This is a genomic window from Sodalis sp. RH20, from assembly GCF_047324205.1.
Taxonomy (GTDB): domain Bacteria; phylum Pseudomonadota; class Gammaproteobacteria; order Enterobacterales; family Enterobacteriaceae; genus Acerihabitans.
Genome location: NZ_CP178733.1, coordinates 5,063,733 through 5,083,557, shown reverse-complemented (window position 1 = coordinate 5,083,557; position 19,825 = coordinate 5,063,733). Strand labels below are relative to the sequence as shown.

Here is a 19,825-nt window from a genome sequence, read left to right as displayed (position 1 = left end):
TTTGCTCATTACAGTTATCAGACAATCTGTGTGGACACTTCACATTACGTATCTTTCGGTAAGGAGGTGATCCAACCGCAGGTTCCCCTACGGTTACCTTGTTACGACTTCACCCCAGTCATGAATCACAAAGTGGTAAGCGCCCTCCCGAAGGTTAAGCTACCTACTTCTTTTGCAACCCACTCCCATGGTGTGACGGGCGGTGTGTACAAGGCCCGGGAACGTATTCACCGTGGCATTCTGATCCACGATTACTAGCGATTCCGACTTCATGGAGTCGAGTTGCAGACTCCAATCCGGACTACGACGCACTTTGTGAGGTCCGCTTACTCTCGCGAGTTCGCTTCTCTTTGTATGCGCCATTGTAGCACGTGTGTAGCCCTACTCGTAAGGGCCATGATGACTTGACGTCATCCCCACCTTCCTCCGGTTTGTCACCGGCAGTCTCCTTTGAGTTCCCGACATTACTCGCTGGCAACAAAGGATAAGGGTTGCGCTCGTTGCGGGACTTAACCCAACATTTCACAACACGAGCTGACGACAGCCATGCAGCACCTGTCTCAGAGTTCCCGAAGGCACAACCTCATCTCTGAAGTCTTCTCTGGATGTCAAGAGTAGGTAAGGTTCTTCGCGTTGCATCGAATTAAACCACATGCTCCACCGCTTGTGCGGGCCCCCGTCAATTCATTTGAGTTTTAACCTTGCGGCCGTACTCCCCAGGCGGTCGATTTAACGCGTTAGCTCCGAAAGCCACGGCTCAAGGCCACAACCTTCAAATCGACATCGTTTACAGCGTGGACTACCAGGGTATCTAATCCTGTTTGCTCCCCACGCTTTCGTACCTGAGCGTCAGTCTTCGTCCAGGGGGCCGCCTTCGCCACCGGTATTCCTCCAGATCTCTACGCATTTCACCGCTACACCTGGAATTCTACCCCCCTCTACGAGACTCTAGCCTGCCAGTTTCAAATGCAGTTCCCGGGTTAAGCCCGGGGATTTCACATCTGACTTAACAGACCGCCTGCGTACGCTTTACGCCCAGTAATTCCGATTAACGCTCGCACCCTCCGTATTACCGCGGCTGCTGGCACGGAGTTAGCCGGTGCTTCTTCTGCGGGTAACGTCAATCAACAAGGTTATTAACCTTATCGCCTTCCTCCCCGCTGAAAGTGCTTTACAACCCGAAGGCCTTCTTCACACACGCGGCATGGCTGCATCAGGCTTGCGCCCATTGTGCAATATTCCCCACTGCTGCCTCCCGTAGGAGTCTGGACCGTGTCTCAGTTCCAGTGTGGCTGGTCATCCTCTCAGACCAGCTAGGGATCGTCGCCTAGGTGAGCCATTACCTCACCTACTAGCTAATCCCATCTGGGTTCATCCGATGGCGTGAGGCCCGAAGGTCCCCCACTTTGGTCTTGCGACGTTATGCGGTATTAGCTACCGTTTCCAGTAGTTATCCCCCACCATCAGGCAGATCCCCAGACATTACTCACCCGTCCGCCGCTCGCCGGCAAAGTAGCAAGCTACTTCCCGCTGCCGCTCGACTTGCATGTGTTAGGCCTGCCGCCAGCGTTCAATCTGAGCCATGATCAAACTCTTCAATTAAAAGCTTGATGCTCAAAGATTGTCATACTGTTAATCTTATGAATTAACTGTTTGTTCACTCTTCAAGACTTGGTATTTTTGTGTTTCGATACGGTCTTGTGAGTGCCCACACAGATTGTCTGATAAATTGTTAAAGAGCATGGCCAGCGTGATAACAAAACTCACCCGGCGCGGGTTGCGTATATTACGCTTTCCCGTTGAAGAGTCAAGCTTTTATTTGCCCGTACCGGGCGCTTTTCCCTTCCCGACCCGGCGTCGCGTTAGCGTTTGTTCCCGGTCAGTGGAGGCGCATTATAGGGAATTCCCGCAGCGTGACAAGCGCTAATTGCTTATTTTAAGTTGATTGGTTTAATTTTCGACAAACTGATGCGTTTCTCGTGACTTGAGCCCGTTTTTACCGGTTAACCCGGCAAAACCGCGGGCAAAATCGCCCACCTGTTGCCAGTCGGTATATTCCACTTCTTTTGTGCTGTCGGTTTCGCCGCCGGTCATGCGCATGATCAGCTGGATCATGACACGATCGAACCAGCGGTAATGCGGATAGCGCAGCGCACCGGCGAAAACCGCGCAACTATCCGGTCGCCAGGGCGTAGCCGCGAGAAATTTGCGTGTATAGGCATTGGTTTGCGGCGTGCGTTTATCCGCTTTGCGGGCGGTCAGGTTGACGGCAAAAAACGCGCTGGGCAACCGGTTAAGCCAATCCAGGTGCTGTTTGATAAAATCATGCAGCTCGGCGGCAAAATGTCCGTAGCGGATCGCGGCCCCGATCAGCACCCGATCGTAACGTTGCAAATCGCATTGCCCAGCCAGGCCCAGGTCGACAACATCGCAGGCGTGATTATCCGCGATAAGGCGTTCGGCGATAAACCGGGCGATTTTCAGCGTCTGCCCATCCCGGGTGGAATACAGAATCAGAGTGTACATAACAAATCCTCGGTTATTCGCGCCAGAACGTCGGGGTAAACAATACCAGCAAGGTAAAGACCTCCAGGCGGCCGAACAGCATGGTCAGGATCAGAATCCATTTCGCCACCGCGTTCATGGAGGAGAAATTTTCCGCCACCACCCCCAGGCCGGGACCCAGGTTGTTCAGCGTCGCGGTCACGGCGGCAAAGGCGGAAAAATTATCAACGCCGGTGGCGATAATCGCCAGCATGCTGACGATAAAGACTAATACATACGCGGAAAAGAACCCCCAGACTGCTTCCAGGATACGCTCCGGCAGCGCACGGTTGCCGAGCTTGATAGTATAGACGGCGTTGGGATGGACCAATCGCTTCAGTTCCCGCGAACCCTGCAGGTACAGCAGCAGGATACGGATTACTTTCAAACCGCCGCCCGTCGAACCGGCGCAGCCGCCGATAAATGCCGAGCAAAGCAACAAAATAGGCAGGAACAACGGCCAGCGGGCGATGCTGTCGGTAGTAAAGCCGGCAGTGGTCGCCATGGAAACCACCTGGAAAAAGGCTTGGTTGAGGGTTTGCAAGCCGCTTTGGTAAACATCGTAGCGCCAGAGGATAAGCGTACACACCATGACCAGGATAAACTGCACGCTGATAAACATCCTGAATTCCGGATCGCGCCAGTAGACCCGCAGGTTATGGCCGCTCAGCACGGCGAAATGCAGACCGTAGTTGCAGCCGGAAATCAGCAGGAACACCGCTACGATGGTGTTGATCATCGGACTGTTGTAATAGCCGATACTGGCATCGTGGGTGGAAAAGCCCCCCAGCGCAATGGTGGAAAAGCTATGGCTGATGGCATCGAAAACCGACATGCCCGCGCCCCACAGCGCCAGCGCGCAGGCGATGGTCAGGGTGATATAGATAAGCCATAACGTTTTGGCGGTTTCGGCGATCCGCGGTCGCATTTTGTTATCTTTCAGCGGGCCGGGCATTTCGGCGCGGTAAAGCTGCATGCCGCCGACGCCGAGAATCGGCAGGATCGCCACCGCCAGTACGATGATACCCATGCCGCCGAACCACTGCAGCATCTGGCGGTAGAACAGGATGGCCTTGGGCAGGCCGTCAAGCCCCACCAGGGAGGTGGCGCCGGTGGTGGTCAGGGCGGAAAACGACTCAAAAAACGCATCGGTTACCGACAAATCGGGATGTTCGGCAAACAAGAACGGCAAGGCCCCTACGCTGCCTAATACGGTCCAGAACAGGACGACTATCAGAAACCCCTCCCGTGATTTCAGCTCATGTTTCTGCTGACGATTGGGCAACCATAATACCAATCCAATCAATAGGGCGAAAAAAAAGGTTTGCGTAAAAGCGCTGCCGGCGCCGTCACGGTAGATCAGCGCCACCAGGCCGGGAACAATCATCGTTCCCGAGAAGAGCATGACCAGTAGGCCGACAATACGGGTTATGGCGCGAAAATGCATTTCAGCACGATCCTTAATATTTTATTTAACTGTGGCCGGGTATGGAGCTATTGCGCAACGGGCGCTAATTGCAATGCCCCCCGGCTGAGATCGCGCAGCTTTTCCTCGGCCATTGCGACCCGGGCGATAGGAATGGCTACCCTGAGTATAATGGATTCGCCATAATCGCACTGGACGACGCGTCCCCCGGTCTGGTTGACCACCGCGTCAATCCAGGCCTGCTGCTCATAACGACATGACACCATAAACTCGGCCTGGGGAACCCTCTGCGTGCGGGCCATGCGTTGTAACGCCTCCCGCACGCCGCCGCCGTAGGCCTTCACCAGCCCGCCGGTGCCAAGCCTGATGCCGCCATAGTAACGCACCACCACCGCGGTAATCTCGCCGAGTCCCGACCCCATCAGTTGCGCCAGCATAGGTTTGCCGGCGGTTCCCGACGGCTCGCCGTCATCGGAAAAACCAAGCTGTTGCGAATCCTGCGGAGGCCCGGCGATATACGCCCAGCAATGATGGGCCGCCCCGGGATGCTCGCAGCGGCTTTGCCGGATCAGCTCCCTGGCGGCCTCGATGCCCGGGGTGGGGGCAAGGAGGGTGATAAAGCGGCTTTTTTTGATCTCCATAGACGCCGTTACCGGCGCCGCGGGAACAAAATAGGCGTGCATTATGCCAGTTTCAGATTGCGTGTCATATTTTCGATCTGCTTATCCATGATAACGATATTATCCTCGATACGGATACCGCCATAGGGTTTAAACAGTTCGATGCGCCGCCAGTTGAAATGCCGGCTAAAGCTGCCCGCGCGCCACGGGGCAAGCAGTGATTCAATAAAATAGAAACCCGGTTCGATGGTCATCACCATGCGCGGTTCCATAACGCGGGTACAGCGTAGATAAGGGTACAGGGCCGGCGCCGCCAGGCGGGTGCCGCGATCGTCCTGCAAAAAGCCGCCGGCGTCATGCACCTGCAGCCCAAGCGGATGTCCCAGCCCGTGGGGAAGGAACGGGCCGGTGATGCCTTCGCTCACCATGGTCTCTTCATCAAGACCGGTCACGAGATCAAACCGGGCCAGCAGACGGGCGATGCGCCGGTGCATCTGGATATGATATTCAATGTAATTGACGCCCGCCTCCATGGTACCGATAAGGGCCTGCTGCTCGGTATTCATGGCGGCGACCAACTGAGCGAACTCGGAATCTTTTTGCGCCGCGTAGGTACGGGTCAGGTCGGCCGCATAGCCATTGTATTCGGTACCGGCGTCAATCAGGAAGCTGTGTACCCGCTCGGGCAGGCGCTGATCGAGTTTAGTGTAGTGCAATACCGCGGCGTGCTCATTCAGGGCAATGATGTTGCCATAGGGTACATCGATATCACGATGGCCGGTTGCCGACAGGTAAGCAATATTGATATCGAACTCGCTCATGCCGGCCTGAAAGGCCTCATGCGCCGCCCGATGCCCTATGACCGCGGTCTTTTGCGCCTCGCGCATACAGGCCAGCTCGTAATCGGTCTTATAGGCGCGGTGGTAGTGAAAATAATCCAGTACCGGTTGGGGGTTAAGCTGGTCGGCTTTCAGGCCCAGGGACGACGCCCTTTGCGGCGACGAGCCAATATAGGCCGCGTTGCCACGCCCGGACGGCAGCAATGAACCGATATCGTCGGGATTCGCAATCGGGATGATATCGATGAAAGGGGTCCAGAAACTCTCAGGCAACGGCTCGACGCTGTACCAATAATCGACCGGCGCATAGAACCAAAGTTTGGGCTTATTGACGCCGTCGACCCAGAGCCAGCAATGCGGCACGCCGGTGACCGGCAGCCAGGCCTTGAACTGTGGATTGACCTTAAAAGGATAATCATGGTCGTCGAGGAACGCCGTGATCGGTTCGCCGGAATGGATCAGCAGCGCATCCAGGTTATGCAGGGCCAGCACCTCGCGCGTGCGTTTTTGCAGCGTCGCGAGATGGTCCTGGTAAAGAGTAGAAAAAGATTCCATGGTCTGACCTTATTTTACCGCGCAATTGCCGCCATCTTAGCATAGCGTCCCGGCGGATGAACCCTCCCGCCGCAGCGATCAGATAAAGGCAAACGCATCGCCGAAGATCCGGCCGGGAATGGCGTCGCGTTCCGCGCAAAAACGCTCGCGGGCGATTTTAGCCATTTCGAAACGGCCGGCGATATAGATATCGTGCGCCGCCAGGGAACCGTAGTCCTGCAGCACCGCGCTGAGCACCGTTCCGGTCCGGCCCTGCCAGTTTTCGTCCGGCTGTTCGACCACCGGCACCACTTTCAGGCGCGGATGCAGCAGGGTCAGCGCTTCCAGTTCGCCCAGATCGTAGAGATGCTGTAACTCCCTGCCGCCCCAATAAATAGCCACTTCCCGCTCAGGTTGATTGGCGAGCACGGTCAGGAGGATTGAGCGGGCATAAGAAAAACCGGTGCCGCCGGCGATAAGGACCATGGGCCGCTCGGTATCGTCACGCAGCCAAGCCTCGCCATGCGGGATATCGACGGTAATTTCACGATCTTTCAAGATGCGATCCATAACGGCCATCGCATACAGATTCAGTTCGGAAGCCCCGATATGCAGCTCGATTATCGCGTTCTCCATGGGCGTCGACGCCAGGGAAAAGGGGCGTTTGTCGCGTTCATCCATCACTACCATCAGATACTGACCGGCGCGAAAACTAAAAGCCGCTTCCGGGACCAGGCATACCCGATATACCGTATCGGTGATGGCATCCACGGAAGTGACCTTACAGGTCAATGTTGTCATGCATTCCCTCTGTCGGGCTAATAAGCAAAATGGAATGGAGGGCTGTAACTATCATCGCCCTTTACCACTGTCTTTTAATATGGCCAGTTCGTCCCACAACGCATCAACGCGGGCGCGAACCCCGTCGTCCATGCGAATCGGGGTGCCCCACTCGCGCGAAGTTTCCCCCGGCCATTTGTTGGTGGCGTCCATTCCCATTTTTGAACCCAATCCGGAAACCGGCGAGGCAAAATCCAGGTAATCTATCGGCGTATTTTCCATTAACACCGTATCGCGCGCGGGGTCCATCCGGGTCGTGATGGCCCAGATAACATCCTGCCAGTTACGCGCGTTGATATCATCATCGCATACGATGACAAATTTGGTATACATGAATTGACGCAGAAACGACCACACCCCCATCATGACCCGTTTGGCATGGCCCGCATATTGTTTCTTGATGGTTACTACCGCCAGGCGGTAGGAACAGCCTTCGGGCGGCAGGTAAAAATCGACGATTTCCGGAAACTGTTTTTGTAAAATGGGAACGAAGACTTCGTTAAGCGCCACGCCCATGACCGCCGGTTCATCCGGCGGCCGGCCGGTGTAGGTGGAATGATAAATGGCGTTCCGCCGCTGGGTGATATGGGTAATGGTGAATACCGGGAACTCATCCACTTCGTTATAATAGCCGGTGTGATCGCCATAAGGGCCTTCGGGAGCCGTTTCACCCGGTTCAAGATATCCTTCCAGCACGATTTCGGCGCTGGCGGGCACCTCGAGATCGCAGGAGATGCACTTTACCACCTCGGTCTTATAGCCGCGCAGCAGGCCGGCGAACGCATATTCGGACAGGCTGTCGGGCACCGGCGTGACGGCGGCCAGGATGGTGGCCGGATCGGCGCCCAGCGCCACCGCCACCGGAAAGCGTTCGCCCGGATGGGCCGCGCGCCATTCCTGGAAGTCCAGCGCGCCGCCGCGATGCGACAGCCAGCGCATGATGACTTTGTTTTTACCCAGCACCTGCTGGCGGTAAATGCCCAGGTTCTGGCGTTCCTTGTGCGGTCCGCGGGTGACCGTCAGGCCCCAGGTGATAAGCGGCGCCACGTCGCCCGGCCAGCAGTGCATAATGGGAATACGGCCGAGATCGACATCCTGGCCCTGCCAGATTTGCTCCTGGCACGGCGCGGAGCTAAGCCGTTTGGTCGGCATATTCAGCACCTGGCGGAATTTCGGCGCCTTATCCAGCAGATCGCGAAAGCCTTTTGGCGGCTCCGGTTCTTTCAGGAAGGCCAGGAGTTCCCCCACCTCCCTGAGCGCCGCCACGCTCTCCTGGCCCATGCCCAGCGCCACCCGTTCCGGCGTGCCGAACAGATTGCACAGCACCGGCATGGCATAGCCTTTGGGGTGTTCAAACAGCAGCGCCGGCCCGCCCGCGCGTAGAGTACGGTCGGCGATTTCCGTCATTTCCAAATAGGGATCAATGGGCAGGGTGATTCGTTTCAATTCTCCCCGCTGTTCCAGCAAGGATAAAAAATCGCGCAAGTCTCGGTATTTCATAGCGTCATCGGATGCCGGGTTATATTTGCATTATAAAGTCTGTTTAACAGCCATGCCGCCCTTTTGTCAAAATTGATGGTAAATATGCTGTTTTTTTATGCGCCGCGCGCTGCGGCCTATAATAATGTCACGCTATTTATTTAGGGAGGCCTTTGTTATGCTGGGCCACCGGAGATAGGGGTGCATCAGATTATGGAAGCATGGTATTTATTGTATTGTAAACGCGGCCAGATGATGAGGGCGAAAGAGCATTTGGAAAGACAGGCGGTGGCGTGTATGAGTCCAATGGTCACCCTGGAAAAAATCGTCCGCGGCAAACGCACGACCGTCAACGAACCGTTGTTTCCCAACTATCTGTTTATTGAGTTTGATCCGGAACGTATTCATACCACCACCATCAGCGCCACCCGCGGCGTGAGCCATTTCGTGCGTTTCGGCAACCTGCCGGTGACCATTGCGGCCGAGGTTATCGAGGAGCTGCGCGATCATGCCTACGAAGGGGTGACCGACCCGCAAACGCCGTATGTCGGCGATCTGGTCGTGATTACCGACGGCGTCTTCGAAGGGCTCCAGGCGATTTATAGCGAGCCCGACGGCGAAGCGCGCTCCATGCTGCTGCTCAATTTCCTCAACAAACAGGTCTGTCAAAGCATAGACAACAAACAGTTTCAAAAGATTTTGTAGCCTGATAAACCGCCGGGAATTAGCCCCTGAGGACTAAGCCGCCCGCTGACGCGTTGCGAAGGAGCGGCTTGTTTATTCAGCGCCTCAGGTGATCGTCATGCAGCCATTGGGCGACGCGTTTGGAGAAGTAGGTCAGGATACCGTCGGCGCCGGCGCGCTTGAAGCACAGCAGCGATTCCATGATGGCCGGCTTTTCCTGCAGCCAGCCGTTCTGGATCGCCGCCATATGCATGGCATACTCGCCGGACACCTGATAGGCAAAGGTCGGCACGCCGAAGGTTTCCTTCACCCGATGGATCATATCCAGATAAGGCATGCCCGGTTTCACCATCACCATATCGGCGCCTTCCTGCAGGTCCTGCGCCACTTCCTGCAACGCTTCGTCGCTATTGGCCGGATCCATTTGATAGGTTTTTTTATCGCCGCCCTTCAGGTTGGCGCTTGAGCCTACCGCATCGCGAAACGGGCCGTAATAGCAAGACGCATATTTCGCCGAATACGCCATGATCTGATTGTTGACCAATCCCTGCTGCTCGAATTTTTCGCGTATCGCGCCGATGCGCCCATCCATCATATCGCTGGGCGCGACGATTTCCGCGCCCGCTTCGGCGTGACACAGCGCCTGGCGCACCAGGATTTCCTTGGTGATGTCGTTAATCACATAACCCTGGTCGTCGATGATGCCGTCCTGGCCATGGGTCGTGTAGGGATCCAGCGCGACATCGGTCAGCAGCCCCAATTCCGGTACCGCGTCTTTCAGCGCGCGGATAGTGCGCGGAATCAGGCCCTCGGGATTATAGGCTTCTTCCGCCAGCAGCGATTTGTAGGGCGCTTCAATAACCGGAAACAACGACAGCACCGGCACACCCAGCTTGGCCACCGCTTCCGCTTCCTTGATCAGCAGATCAAGCGTCATGCGATACACTCCCGGCATGGACGGCACTTCCTGCTGGCGCTGTTTGCCTTCCATGACAAATACCGGATAAATCAGATCATTGACGGACAGATGGTTTTCCGCCACCAGGCGGCGGCTGAAATCATAGCGTCTCACCCTGCGCAGGCGGCGATGGGGGAAGTTGCCAAATACAGTGCTCATAGTCTTTCTCCTGAATAACGCCGTCCGTGACGCTGGCGACGTTTAGATTATTCTGTTTAAAACCAGAACCGCCCGAAAGGGCGGTTCAGAAGCTGACAAACGACGCTTAGTCCCCATCCTGGGGATCTTCGGTATTGTCGTCCGATGTGCCCTCCTGGCCGCGCCGTCCTTTGCCGACGTAAAACCGGGCGCAAAAAAGGCCGATTTCAAACAGCAGGTACATCGGGATCGCCAGCAGCGTTTGGGAAAAAACGTCCGGCGGCGTCAAGAGCATACCGACCACAAAGGCGCCGACCAGTACATAAGGCCGTTTTTTCTTCAGATCGTCGGGTGTGACCACGCCGGTCCAGCATAACAGCACTATGGCTATCGGCACCTGGAACGACACGCCGAAGGCCATAAACAGCGCCATGACAAAATCGAGGTAATTATTGATGTCGGTGGCGATCAACACCCCGCGCGGCGCGGTTTGGGCAAAGAAGCTGAAGGCCAGTGGAAAGACGATAAAATAAGCAAAGGCCATGCCCGCATAAAACAACAGCGTGCTGGAGAACAGCAGCGGCATCATCAGACGCCGTTCATGCTTATATAACGCCGGCGCGATAAAGGCCCAGACCTGGTACAGCAGCAGGGGCGCGGAAGCAAATACCGAAACGATAATCGTCAGCTTGATAGGCGTAAAAAACGGCGACGCCACATCGGTTGCGATCATACTGGCGCCGGCCGGCAAATGTTTGATCAAAGGTGCCGAAACGATCTGATAGATATCATTGGCGAAATAGACCAGCGCCAGGAACACCGCCAGCACACTGAGAATGCAGTACAGTAAACGCTTACGCAGCTCGATTAAATGGCTGATAAGCGGTTGGGTATCTTCAACGGCCATTATTCGCGATCATTATTTTTAAGGGGTGTGGGGGCGGCCGCGCTGTCCGGCGCCGGAGCCTGTCCGTGCCGGAGCAGGGTAGCATCATGTGGGAACGGGCCGTTATTGGCCGGCGTGGGCGTCGCCGGCGGTGCTTCGGCCTGAGCGGGCTTGGGCGTCGCAGGCGGTGCTTCGGCCTGGGCCGGCTTGGGCGTCGCCGGCGGTGCTTCGGCCTGGGCCGGCTGGGACGTTGCCGGCGCTTCGGCCGTTATCGGTCCGGGCGTCGCCGCCGGCGCCATCGGCGGCGCTTCTGCCTGGGTTGCGCCTTCCGCCGGCGTCACGCCGTCATGAATCGCTTCCGGATCGGTTATCAACGGGTTATGGATCGTCTGGGGCGTGGTCTCGTTATCGGGAACCATTTTGCTGTGAAAGCTTTTTTTCATGGAATCGGCCGCTTCGCGCAGCTCTTCCATTGAGGCTTTCAGTTCCGGCGACAGGTTATCCTTGCTGGCCTGCTCGACTTTTTTCAGGCTGTCCTGCAATTCCTGCAGCTTAAGCTCTTGGCTCAATTCGTTTTGTACCGTGGAGGCCAGCGAGCGTAGCGCCCTGACCCAACCGACCACGGTACGCACGGCCACGGGCAAACGCTCGGGGCCGAGAACCACAAGCCCAATCACGAACACCAGGGCCAGTTCACCAAATCCAATGTCAAACACAGCTTATACCTGCTTGTTGTCTTTGTTTACCGTTTCGTCCGGCCGCGGCGGCTGCGGCTGAAGGGGTTGCTGCGGCGGCTGGGATTGCTGCGGCTGCGGCTGGGATTGCTGGGGTTGAGGCTGCTGCGGTTGTGCGATGGTCTTCGCCGCAAAGTCAGCATCCTGGTCGGTTTTATCCGTGTCCCGCGGAGCAGGTTTGTCATCATCGTTCATGGCCTTTTTGAAGCCCTTGATGGACGCGCCCAAATCCGCGCCCATGCCGCGCAGCTTGTTGGTGCCGAATAGCAGCACCACGATGACCGCGATAATTAATAATTGCCAAATACTGATGCCGCCCATGATATTACCTCTGTTTAGGGGTTAATTCGAGTTACCGGATTTTGCCGGACCCGCAAAATTTACGCAGTGCGTTTCCAGCCAACGATCCAGCTTACTATGCCGGCAGCCATTAACCAGGCGGGAAACGATGACATCTCGTTACCCAATGATAATAAAAAAGTACCGCACAGCAGCAGCGTGGCGCCGATACCGAATAAAAACCGCGCCTGCCCCTGCCGGACGTGCTGTCCTTTTAGCTCGACGGTCAGCTTGTCGACGCTCTTTTGCAGCGATCTATGATGCTTGAATCCTTCATAAATCAGTTCCGGCAGTTCGGGCAGTTTTTCCGCCCAGAACGGCGCCTTTTCCTTCATCGCCCGCAAAATAGCCGGGATACCCACCTGATCCTTGATCCAGGTTTCCAGGAAGGGTTTGGCCGTTTTCCATAAATCCAGCTGCGGATAAAGCTGGCGGCCGATACCCTCAATGTAGAGCAGCGTTTTTTGCAGCAATACCAGCTGCGGCTGCACTTCCATATTAAACCGCCGGGCGGTGTTGAACAGATTCAGCAAGACGTGGCCGAAGGAAATATCCGCCAGGGGTTTTTCGAATATGGGCTCACACACGGTACGGATGGCAAACTCAAAATCCTCCACGTTGGTATCGGGCGGCACCCAGCCCGAATCTACATGGAGTTCCGCCACCTTACGGTAATCGCGATTGAAAAAAGCGATAAAATTCTCAGCCAGATAGCGCTTATCTTCTTTATTCAGCGAGCCGACGATGCCGCAATCTATCCCGATATACTGCGGGTCGTCCGGATGTTCAAAACTGACGAAAATATTGCCGGGATGCATGTCCGCATGAAAAAAACTATCACGAAACACCTGCGTAAAGAAGAGCTGCACGCCGCGTTCCGCCAATAATTTCATATTGGTTCCCTGTTTTTCCAGCGCCGCCACGTCGGAAACCGGCACACCGTAGATGCGCTCCATCACCATCATGGTTTCACTGCAATAATCCGGGTAAACCTCGGGGATATACAGCATCGGACTGTTCTCGAAGTTGCGCCGCAGCTGGATGCAGTTGGCGGTTTCGCGCAGCAGGTTCAGTTCATCAAGCAGGGTTTTTTCATATTCCAGCACCACTTCCACCGGCCGCAGGCGGCGGCCGTCCGGCAACAGCCGGGGCAGCCAGCTGGCCAGGCGGTACATCAGGCGCATATCGGCCTTGATCATCGGCATGATATCCGGGCGGATCACTTTGATCACCACCTCTTTGCCGTTTTCTTTTAAACGCGCGGTATGCACCTGGGCAATAGAAGCCGATGCCAGGGCGACCTGATCGAAATCATCGAACCAGGCCTCCAGCGGCTGTCCCATGGCTTTTTCAATATGCTGGCGCGCCAGCGCGCCGTCGAAAGGCTTGACCCGATCCTGCAGCATGGCCAGCTGATCGGCAATCACCGGGGGAAACAAATCACGCCGGGTCGACAACATCTGGCCGAACTTGATCCAAACCGGCCCCAGTTCCTGAAGCGCCAGGCGCAACCGGACCCCCAACGGCTCATCAAGATGCTCATTGGGAAGCCAGAATATCAGCCGGCGTCCCAGGCGCAGCGGCAGGGTGAGGCGTATTTTGGGAATCAGCTCGTCCAGCCCGTAACTGAGCAGCACCCGCACGATAAAATAAAGGCGACGCAGTTCTCCCACAATCATCGGCCGGACTCCAGTTTTGCCAGGCGGGCCGTTAAGGCGGCCCCAGCGCGGTCTATCGCATCGACTTCGTCACTGAACCACGCCAGCTCCAGGGAGGAAGGCGATAAGCGCCACTCCTCGGTTACCGCCTGGCCCAGCCGGGTTTGCTGTTCGCCCAGGCGCCGTCGCAGCCCGCAGGCATGGGCGCGTAATTTTTGTGTCAAGCCTTCGGCGACGATATCGCCCACATAAGGCGCCAGTAGCTCCGCCGGGTCTACCTCGGCCATGTCCAGCAGCGCGACAAACTGCTGCACCACCTGCAAATCCCCGTCTACGTCCAGTGAGCCTTGTTTGATTAATAACGGCAACTGCTGGCGCCGGCGCAGGGCCGGCAGGGCGGAGAAGTGCGTTCTGACGGTACAGTCGGCCGGTCCGTCCCAGGCGGCCAATACATCCACCTGGCTCTCGCCGAACACCAGGATAACCGGGCTGTCCAGTTCGGCCAGCTCAAAGCGCAGCACCTTGCCCTTCAGGCGCTGGCGCGCCGGCTTCAAAAACCCATCTTTATACAGCAGGCGTTTCAGCGCGGTTTCAAGCGTTGCGGTAACCAATAACATCAGCATGTCATTTCCCGATCAGAATTTGTAACCGCGGTGCAGGGCAACGATACCTCCGGTCATATTAAAATATTCGGCGCTGTCAAAACCGGCGTCCAGCATCATGGCTTTCAGCGTTTCCTGGTCCGGATGCATGCGGATGGATTCGGCCAGGTAACGGTAGCTGCCGGCGTCGCGCGCCACCATCTCGCCGATGCGCGGCAAGACATGGAAGGAGTAGAGGTCGTAGGCCTTGTTCAACGGCTTGAACAATGGCGTGGAGAATTCCAGGATCAGCAGGCGTCCGCCCGGCTTAAGCACCCGGTACATGGAGCGCAGCGCCTGCTCTTTTTCGGTCACGTTACGCAATCCGAACGAGATGGTGATGCAATCGAAGGTGTCGTCCGGGAACGGCAATGCCTCGGCATTGGCCTGCACATAACGCACGTTGCCGATGATGCCTTTATTACGCAGCTTTTCGCGGCCCACCTTTAACATGGAATCATTGATATCGGCCAGCACCACTTCGCCCTCCTCGCCCACCAGGCGGGAAAACTTGGCGGTCAGATCGCCGGTGCCGCCGGCCAGATCCAGAACCTTCTGCCCGCGGCGCACGCCGCTGCAATGAATGGCGAAACGTTTCCACAGACGGTGGATGCCAAACGACATCAGGTCATTCATCAAATCATATTTTGCCGCAACGGAATGAAAGACATCCGCCACCATGACCGCCTTCTCGTCCTTAGCAACGGTGCGGAAGCCGAAATGGGTCGTTTCACGCTGGTCTTCATCTGCCATGTTTTTATGCCCTGCTTGATCAGTTATCAGAGAAGTGTAACAGAAGCGGGCTGAAAGCCCCACTCCGACACCCCCTACCTGAGCGGGTATTCTTCCTGCTCCCGGTGCGAAGTCTCCGCCGCCGGGGCGTCCCCGTCAACCGGCGGCGTTAATTCATCCCCGCCGGGTTTCAGATCGCCGCCGCGCGCGCCCGCTTCGTCCGCGGACAGCGCGCCGTCATCGTCATACAGCCCTGAGACCGCCCCTTCCCCCGGCGGGTCGGTATAGGGTTGGCGCCCGGATTCCTCCGCCAGGACCGGATTGATCGGACGTTTGATTTCAACGCCGAGCGCCCTGAATCCTTCAGCCTGGCTGATGAGATTACCACGCCCCTGCGCCAGTTTATTCATGGCCTGGCGATAGACTGCCTGCGCTTTGTCCAGGCTTTGGCCGACGGCGGTCATATCGTCGACGAACAGCCGCATTTTGTCGTACAGCCGCGCCGCCCGCTCGGCAATATGCTGCGCGTTGCGACTCTGGTGCTCATAGCGCCACAGGTTATTAATGGTGCGCAGCGCCACCAGCAGCGTGGTCGGGCTGACGAGCATGATATTCTGCTTCAGCGCCTCGCCAATCAGCTCCGGCTGCTTATCTATAGCCAGCATAAAGGCCGGTTCGACGGGGATAAACATCAACACATAATCCAGCGAGCGTAAACCAGGCAATTGTTGGTAATCTTTTCTGCCGAGCAAACGCATGTGCCCGCGCAGCGAATTGATATGCTCCAGCAGCGCGGCCTGGCGCTCCAGGTCGTCATCGCTGTTGAAAAAACGTTCATACGCCACCAGGGACATTTTGGCGTCGATGACCACATCCTTGCCCTGCGGCAGGCGCACGATCACGTCGGGCTGCATGCGGTGGACAGCATCGACCTGGATATTCACCTGGGTCTGGTATTCATACCCTTCCCGCAGTCCCGAGGCTTCCAGCACCCGGCTCAATACCACCTCGCCCCAATTGCCCTGGGTTTTGTTATCGCCTTTCAACGCGCGGGTAAGGTTAACCGCTTCCCGCGCCATTTCGGCGTTAAGCTGCTGCAGGCTGCGGATTTCATGGGTGAGGGTATGGCGCTCGCGCGCCTCCTGCCCGAAACTGTCCTGGACCTGCCGGCGAAAGCCGTCCAACTGCTCGCGCAGGGGGATAAGCAGCAAATCCAGGCTTTGCCGATTGAGTTCATCCACTTTACGCCCGCTTTGTTCGAAGATCCGGTTGGCCAGGTTTTCAAACTGCGCCGCCAGCCGCTGCTCGCTGTTGACCAGCAGGCGCTGTTTTTCCTCGGCGGCCAGACGGGTTTCCTCCAGGCGAATGGTGACTTCGCGCAGTTCCGCTTCCTGCGCGCTGTTCACCTCGCGCTGCGCCCGCAGTTCCTGGTTCAGTTGCTCGCATTCGCCGCGCCAGTGCGCCAACGGCGCCAGCCGTTCCTCGGCGGTGGCGAGACGCCCGTACAGGTCGCGCATCTCCCGCTCAGCGGCGCGCAGCTGCTGCTCGCACTGGCGATAAGCGGCTTGCGCACGTTCCACCTCCTGCTGCGCCGTCGCCAGAGATTGCGTGCGCAGGCGCAGCTCCGCCTCAGCGCGCCCCTGCTGCCGCTGATAACGGGTCGCGGCGATAAGCAGACCGGCCAGCACCCCGATTGCCAAGCCGCCCAGGCCGTAAAACAGGCTGAAATCCATGTTACCTCCGCCTAAAACAATACTGACTGCCACGTTAAGGGCGAACTGTATAGATGTCCAGCGGGTTTTATCAGCCGATGAAGCGGCTAAGCCATTGGATGCCAAACGCCCCGGGCGCCAGCAGGCCGAAAGCCCAGACCGCGGCCGAGCCGAGATTGGCCAGTTGGAAATAGAATCTGGGCATGCCGCAAATGCCGGCTACCAACGGCACCACCGCGCGCAGCGGGCCGAAAAAACGCCCGAAAAAGGCGCCGGCGATACCCCAGCGGTCGAAAAAGGCCTGCCCGCGCGCCAGCATATGGGGATGCCGGGAAAACGGCCAGAGATGCTCCAGCCGCTCCTGGTAATGATATCCCAGCCAATAGGAGAGCCAGTCGCCAAAAAAACCCCCGGCCACCGCCGCGGCATAGACCGGCCAGAAAGCAATGCCGGCCTCGCCGATAAGCGCGCCCAGCGCCAGCAAAATGACGGTGGCGGGCAGCAGCAGCGATAAAAACGCCAGGGATTCGCCAAAAGCGAGAATAAACACGAGCGGAATGGCCCAGAATTGCTGCTGGCGGACAAATTCGGTGGTATGGGCAATGATTTCATCCAATGACAAGGCGGCTCCCTTGGCGCAGGGCGGTAAAGTACCGGGAAGACCGGTAGGGGGAGTTTGTATCCTATGATGCCATGACAAAGCGCGGGTAGATTAAACCGGGGGCAAACGACCGGGAACTTTATCCCGGCCGCGAAAAAGGCTCAGGCAAGCAGCAGCCGGGCGGCCTCGACCACAATGCTTACCGCCGCGCTTTCCGTTTGCTGCATCGTCAACGCGTCGGGGATTTCCTGCTGGGTGCGGTTGACGATCACCCCCGCCACCATGCCGGCGCGTAACCCCTGGGTGGAGCACATGGTCAATAAGGTAGCGGATTCCATTTCATAATTCATCACCCCCATTTCCTGCCATTCGCGCATGGACCCCTTGAAGCGGCTGACCACCCGTCCCGAAAAGGTGTCATACCTTTCCTGCCCCGGATAAAAAGTATCCGACGAGGCGGTAACGCCGATATGGACCCCGGCCCCGAGTCGCCGGGCCGCCGTCACCAGCGCGGTGGTACAGTCGAAATCGGCCACCGCGGGATATTCCATGGGCGCGAAATGCAGGCTGGCGCCGTCGAGTCGCACCGCGGCGGTGGTCACCAGCACATCCCCTACCGGGATTTGCGGCTGTATGGCGCCGGTGGTGCCCACCCGCAAAAATGTCCGGATGCCCAATTGCGCCAATTCCTCGACGGCGATGGAGGTGGACGGGCCGCCGATGCCGGTGGAACAGACAATCACCGTCTGACCGGCAAGACCCGCGCGCCAGGAGGTGAATTCGCGGTGGCTGGCCAGCGGCTCGGGATCGTCCATCAAACGGGCGATTTTCTCCACCCGCTGCGGATCGCCGGGAATGATGGCCAGGGTGGCGCCGCGCAGATCGGCATGCGTCAGGCCAAGATGAAAGACATCGGAAGCGGACATGGCAGATACCTCTGAGAATAAAATGTTAGCACGCAGATAATATCGACATTATCCATTTTTTATCCGCCATTGTCCGGTGGCATGTCACATTCACTGAGACAGGCTAAGCCGTCGCCACCTCATGGAACAATAGCTTCATTTTCTCATTGTCCCGAATGGCCGTAATCAGGCTGGCGAAGACCTCATAAGGCGTCATATGCCCCCCATCGTCGATGATTCCCCTCAGCCAGGTACCGATTATGGTCCACGCCTGCTCTTTCATCAGGGACATCACCTCATACAGCAGTTTCTGGACGCCGTATTGCGCAACTTTTATTCCTGTAGCAAACAAAGACGCGACTGACGAGACCTCGCGGCCGATACCGAACAGGCGCCCCACCGCGTTGCCGACGCCGGCAAGCCCCGAGACCAGTTTCGTCAGCCCGCTGGCGTTAACTATTTTTTGCGCGAAGCGGGCGACGGCCGTAAAGGGCGAGGTGGCGGAGGCCTCCGGAGCGTTTTTAACCCCGAAAACACGTTTGGCTAATATCTTTTTGCCCGGACCGCTGTTTTGTTCAGTGGTTTTTGGGACTACAGTACTGTCTGGCATGGAATGACTGGCAGAGATATACATGACAATTCTCCCGTGACATGGAATTTGATAAGGCCTGCCCTTTTAACATAGCTATTAATTACTCCTGATAATAGTTTCTTGGCTATCATAAAAGGAAATATCCTTTTTCTGGGTAGTGAAATGCAAAAAATGAGAATACGGAATATAATTCAAGCGCAGCACTTTGAATGAACGTTGCATTTTCGTCAAAGACAATTTTCATTTAATGCTATTTTTATTGGGCGCTATATAAGTAAGATTAATGGCGCCCAAACCGGCCGAGATATTTATAGAGAGAGCCATTCCCCGAAAGGAGGCTCACCGGCCGGGGAAATCAGCTCTATATCCCCCTCCCCAAACACGTTAGGACATAGAGAAGGTTATCAGCAGATAGTTGATTATGGGATGTTCACTAATACATGCCGCTAAGTACTCACGAACGACTCCCGCGCCGACATTCATCATCTCGCTCACTTTATCAAGGCAGGTTTGCAGCATAGGGTATAACGTTTCCCGGGAGAAAGAGGTTATTTCCTCCAGTAGGGGCGATGCGCCTTTTTGCACCGCGTCGGCAAGATAATCATAGACTTTGGCCAGGATAGCCATCGAACCGCTTACCGTTCCCGCAATCACGAATGCCCTCCCGGCTCCCGCGAATGAAGCGGCCAGGGGACTGGACCCGAGCCCGATAACGGCGCAACCGAGCGCCGCGCCTTGCATGAGTGTGACCAGTTGTGGCGCAATGGTGGACAGGGTGTCGACACCGTTCCTGACCATTTTCAGCATACCCGCCAAACCGCTGGGGGCGTTATCGGCGGCGGCGTTTACGCCGATCGCCACCGGTGGGGGTAGATGGGCAATGGATATCGTCATGAAAAAACCTTTAAAATTGTAAAAACACCCGGCAGAATTTGTCTCATCCTGCAAACTTTAGTACGTGAA

General features: G+C 56.8%; 19 protein-coding genes and 1 rRNA gene. 1 reads left to right on the top strand and 19 read right to left on the bottom strand.

Features of this window, described 5'->3' with window-relative positions:
• Positions 1-59 precede the first annotated feature (59 nt).
• The 7 genes from ACL2XM_RS23120 to ubiD form a co-directional block, all read right to left on the bottom strand.
• Positions 60-1,602 (bottom strand): 16S ribosomal RNA (locus tag ACL2XM_RS23120).
• A gap of 348 nt (positions 1,603-1,950) precedes the next feature.
• The gene (gene hemG / locus ACL2XM_RS23115; RefSeq protein ID WP_413729264.1) at positions 1,951-2,526 is read right to left on the bottom strand and encodes a menaquinone-dependent protoporphyrinogen IX dehydrogenase; all 576 of its coding nucleotides are present in this window, start codon (positions 2,524-2,526) and stop codon (positions 1,951-1,953) included.
• A gap of 13 nt (positions 2,527-2,539) precedes the next feature.
• Entirely contained in the window at positions 2,540-3,991 is a 1,452-nt protein-coding gene (gene trkH, locus ACL2XM_RS23110) for a Trk system potassium transporter TrkH (RefSeq protein ID WP_410013105.1), read from the bottom strand.
• 47 nt (positions 3,992-4,038) lie between these two features.
• Positions 4,039-4,653, bottom strand: a complete 615-nt coding sequence (locus ACL2XM_RS23105; protein WP_410013104.1) for an IMPACT family protein — start codon at positions 4,651-4,653, stop codon at positions 4,039-4,041.
• Positions 4,653-5,984, bottom strand: a complete 1,332-nt coding sequence (gene pepQ, locus ACL2XM_RS23100) for a Xaa-Pro dipeptidase (protein WP_410013103.1) — start codon at positions 5,982-5,984, stop codon at positions 4,653-4,655. The genes ACL2XM_RS23105 and pepQ overlap by 1 nt, the downstream gene beginning before the upstream one ends.
• Before the next feature lie 78 nt (positions 5,985-6,062).
• The gene (gene fre / locus ACL2XM_RS23095) at positions 6,063-6,764 is read right to left on the bottom strand and encodes an NAD(P)H-flavin reductase (RefSeq protein WP_410013102.1); all 702 of its coding nucleotides are present in this window, start codon (positions 6,762-6,764) and stop codon (positions 6,063-6,065) included.
• Positions 6,765-6,815: 51 nt separating this feature from the next.
• Positions 6,816-8,303: a 4-hydroxy-3-polyprenylbenzoate decarboxylase gene (gene ubiD / locus ACL2XM_RS23090; RefSeq protein WP_410013101.1), complete on the bottom strand. Its 1,488-nt coding sequence runs from the start codon at positions 8,301-8,303 to the stop codon at positions 6,816-6,818.
• Between the two features lie 192 nt (positions 8,304-8,495).
• Between ubiD and rfaH the strand changes: the two genes are divergently transcribed.
• Entirely contained in the window at positions 8,496-8,987 is a 492-nt protein-coding gene (rfaH, locus tag ACL2XM_RS23085; RefSeq protein ID WP_410016697.1) for a transcription/translation regulatory transformer protein RfaH, read from the top strand.
• Positions 8,988-9,063: 76 nt separating this feature from the next.
• Here the strand turns inward: rfaH and hemB are convergent, their stop codons facing one another.
• From hemB to ACL2XM_RS23025, 12 genes are all read right to left on the bottom strand, one after another.
• Positions 9,064-10,083: a porphobilinogen synthase gene (gene hemB / locus ACL2XM_RS23080; protein WP_410013100.1), complete on the bottom strand. Its 1,020-nt coding sequence runs from the start codon at positions 10,081-10,083 to the stop codon at positions 9,064-9,066.
• A gap of 106 nt (positions 10,084-10,189) precedes the next feature.
• Positions 10,190-10,969, bottom strand: a complete 780-nt coding sequence (gene tatC / locus ACL2XM_RS23075) for a Sec-independent protein translocase subunit TatC (RefSeq protein ID WP_410013099.1) — start codon at positions 10,967-10,969, stop codon at positions 10,190-10,192.
• The gene (tatB, locus tag ACL2XM_RS23070; protein WP_413731673.1) at positions 10,969-11,664 is read right to left on the bottom strand and encodes a Sec-independent protein translocase protein TatB; all 696 of its coding nucleotides are present in this window, start codon (positions 11,662-11,664) and stop codon (positions 10,969-10,971) included. The genes tatC and tatB overlap by 1 nt, the downstream gene beginning before the upstream one ends.
• Positions 11,665-11,667: 3 nt before the next feature.
• Positions 11,668-12,003 (bottom strand): Sec-independent protein translocase subunit TatA, encoded by a 336-nt coding sequence (gene tatA, locus ACL2XM_RS23065; protein ID WP_413731672.1) that lies wholly within the window; start codon positions 12,001-12,003, stop codon positions 11,668-11,670.
• Between the two features lie 59 nt (positions 12,004-12,062).
• Positions 12,063-13,700, bottom strand: a complete 1,638-nt coding sequence (gene ubiB / locus ACL2XM_RS23060) for a ubiquinone biosynthesis regulatory protein kinase UbiB (RefSeq protein WP_410013097.1) — start codon at positions 13,698-13,700, stop codon at positions 12,063-12,065.
• Entirely contained in the window at positions 13,697-14,302 is a 606-nt protein-coding gene (ubiJ, locus tag ACL2XM_RS23055) for a ubiquinone biosynthesis protein UbiJ (RefSeq protein WP_413731671.1), read from the bottom strand. Before ubiJ ends, ubiB begins: the two co-directional genes overlap by 4 nt.
• Before the next feature lie 12 nt (positions 14,303-14,314).
• Entirely contained in the window at positions 14,315-15,073 is a 759-nt protein-coding gene (gene ubiE, locus ACL2XM_RS23050) for a bifunctional demethylmenaquinone methyltransferase/2-methoxy-6-polyprenyl-1,4-benzoquinol methylase UbiE (RefSeq protein WP_331120775.1), read from the bottom strand.
• A 74-nt stretch (positions 15,074-15,147) separates the two neighbouring features.
• Positions 15,148-16,785: a DNA recombination protein RmuC gene (gene rmuC, locus ACL2XM_RS23045; RefSeq protein WP_413731670.1), complete on the bottom strand. Its 1,638-nt coding sequence runs from the start codon at positions 16,783-16,785 to the stop codon at positions 15,148-15,150.
• 70 nt (positions 16,786-16,855) lie between these two features.
• Positions 16,856-17,386, bottom strand: coding sequence for a DedA family protein (locus tag ACL2XM_RS23040; RefSeq protein WP_410013094.1), 531 nt, complete (start codon positions 17,384-17,386; stop codon positions 16,856-16,858).
• Positions 17,387-17,526: 140 nt separating this feature from the next.
• A complete protein-coding gene (gene udp, locus ACL2XM_RS23035; RefSeq protein ID WP_410013093.1) occupies positions 17,527-18,291 on the bottom strand; it encodes a uridine phosphorylase in 765 nt (254 codons plus the stop codon).
• A 103-nt stretch (positions 18,292-18,394) separates the two neighbouring features.
• Positions 18,395-18,904 carry a hypothetical protein gene (locus ACL2XM_RS23030; RefSeq protein ID WP_413727533.1) on the bottom strand — a complete coding sequence of 170 codons (510 nt, stop codon included), beginning with the start codon at positions 18,902-18,904 and terminating at the stop codon, positions 18,395-18,397.
• A 342-nt stretch (positions 18,905-19,246) separates the two neighbouring features.
• A complete protein-coding gene (locus ACL2XM_RS23025; RefSeq protein ID WP_413721643.1) occupies positions 19,247-19,756 on the bottom strand; it encodes a hypothetical protein in 510 nt (169 codons plus the stop codon).
• Between the last annotated feature and the right edge of the window lie 69 nt (positions 19,757-19,825).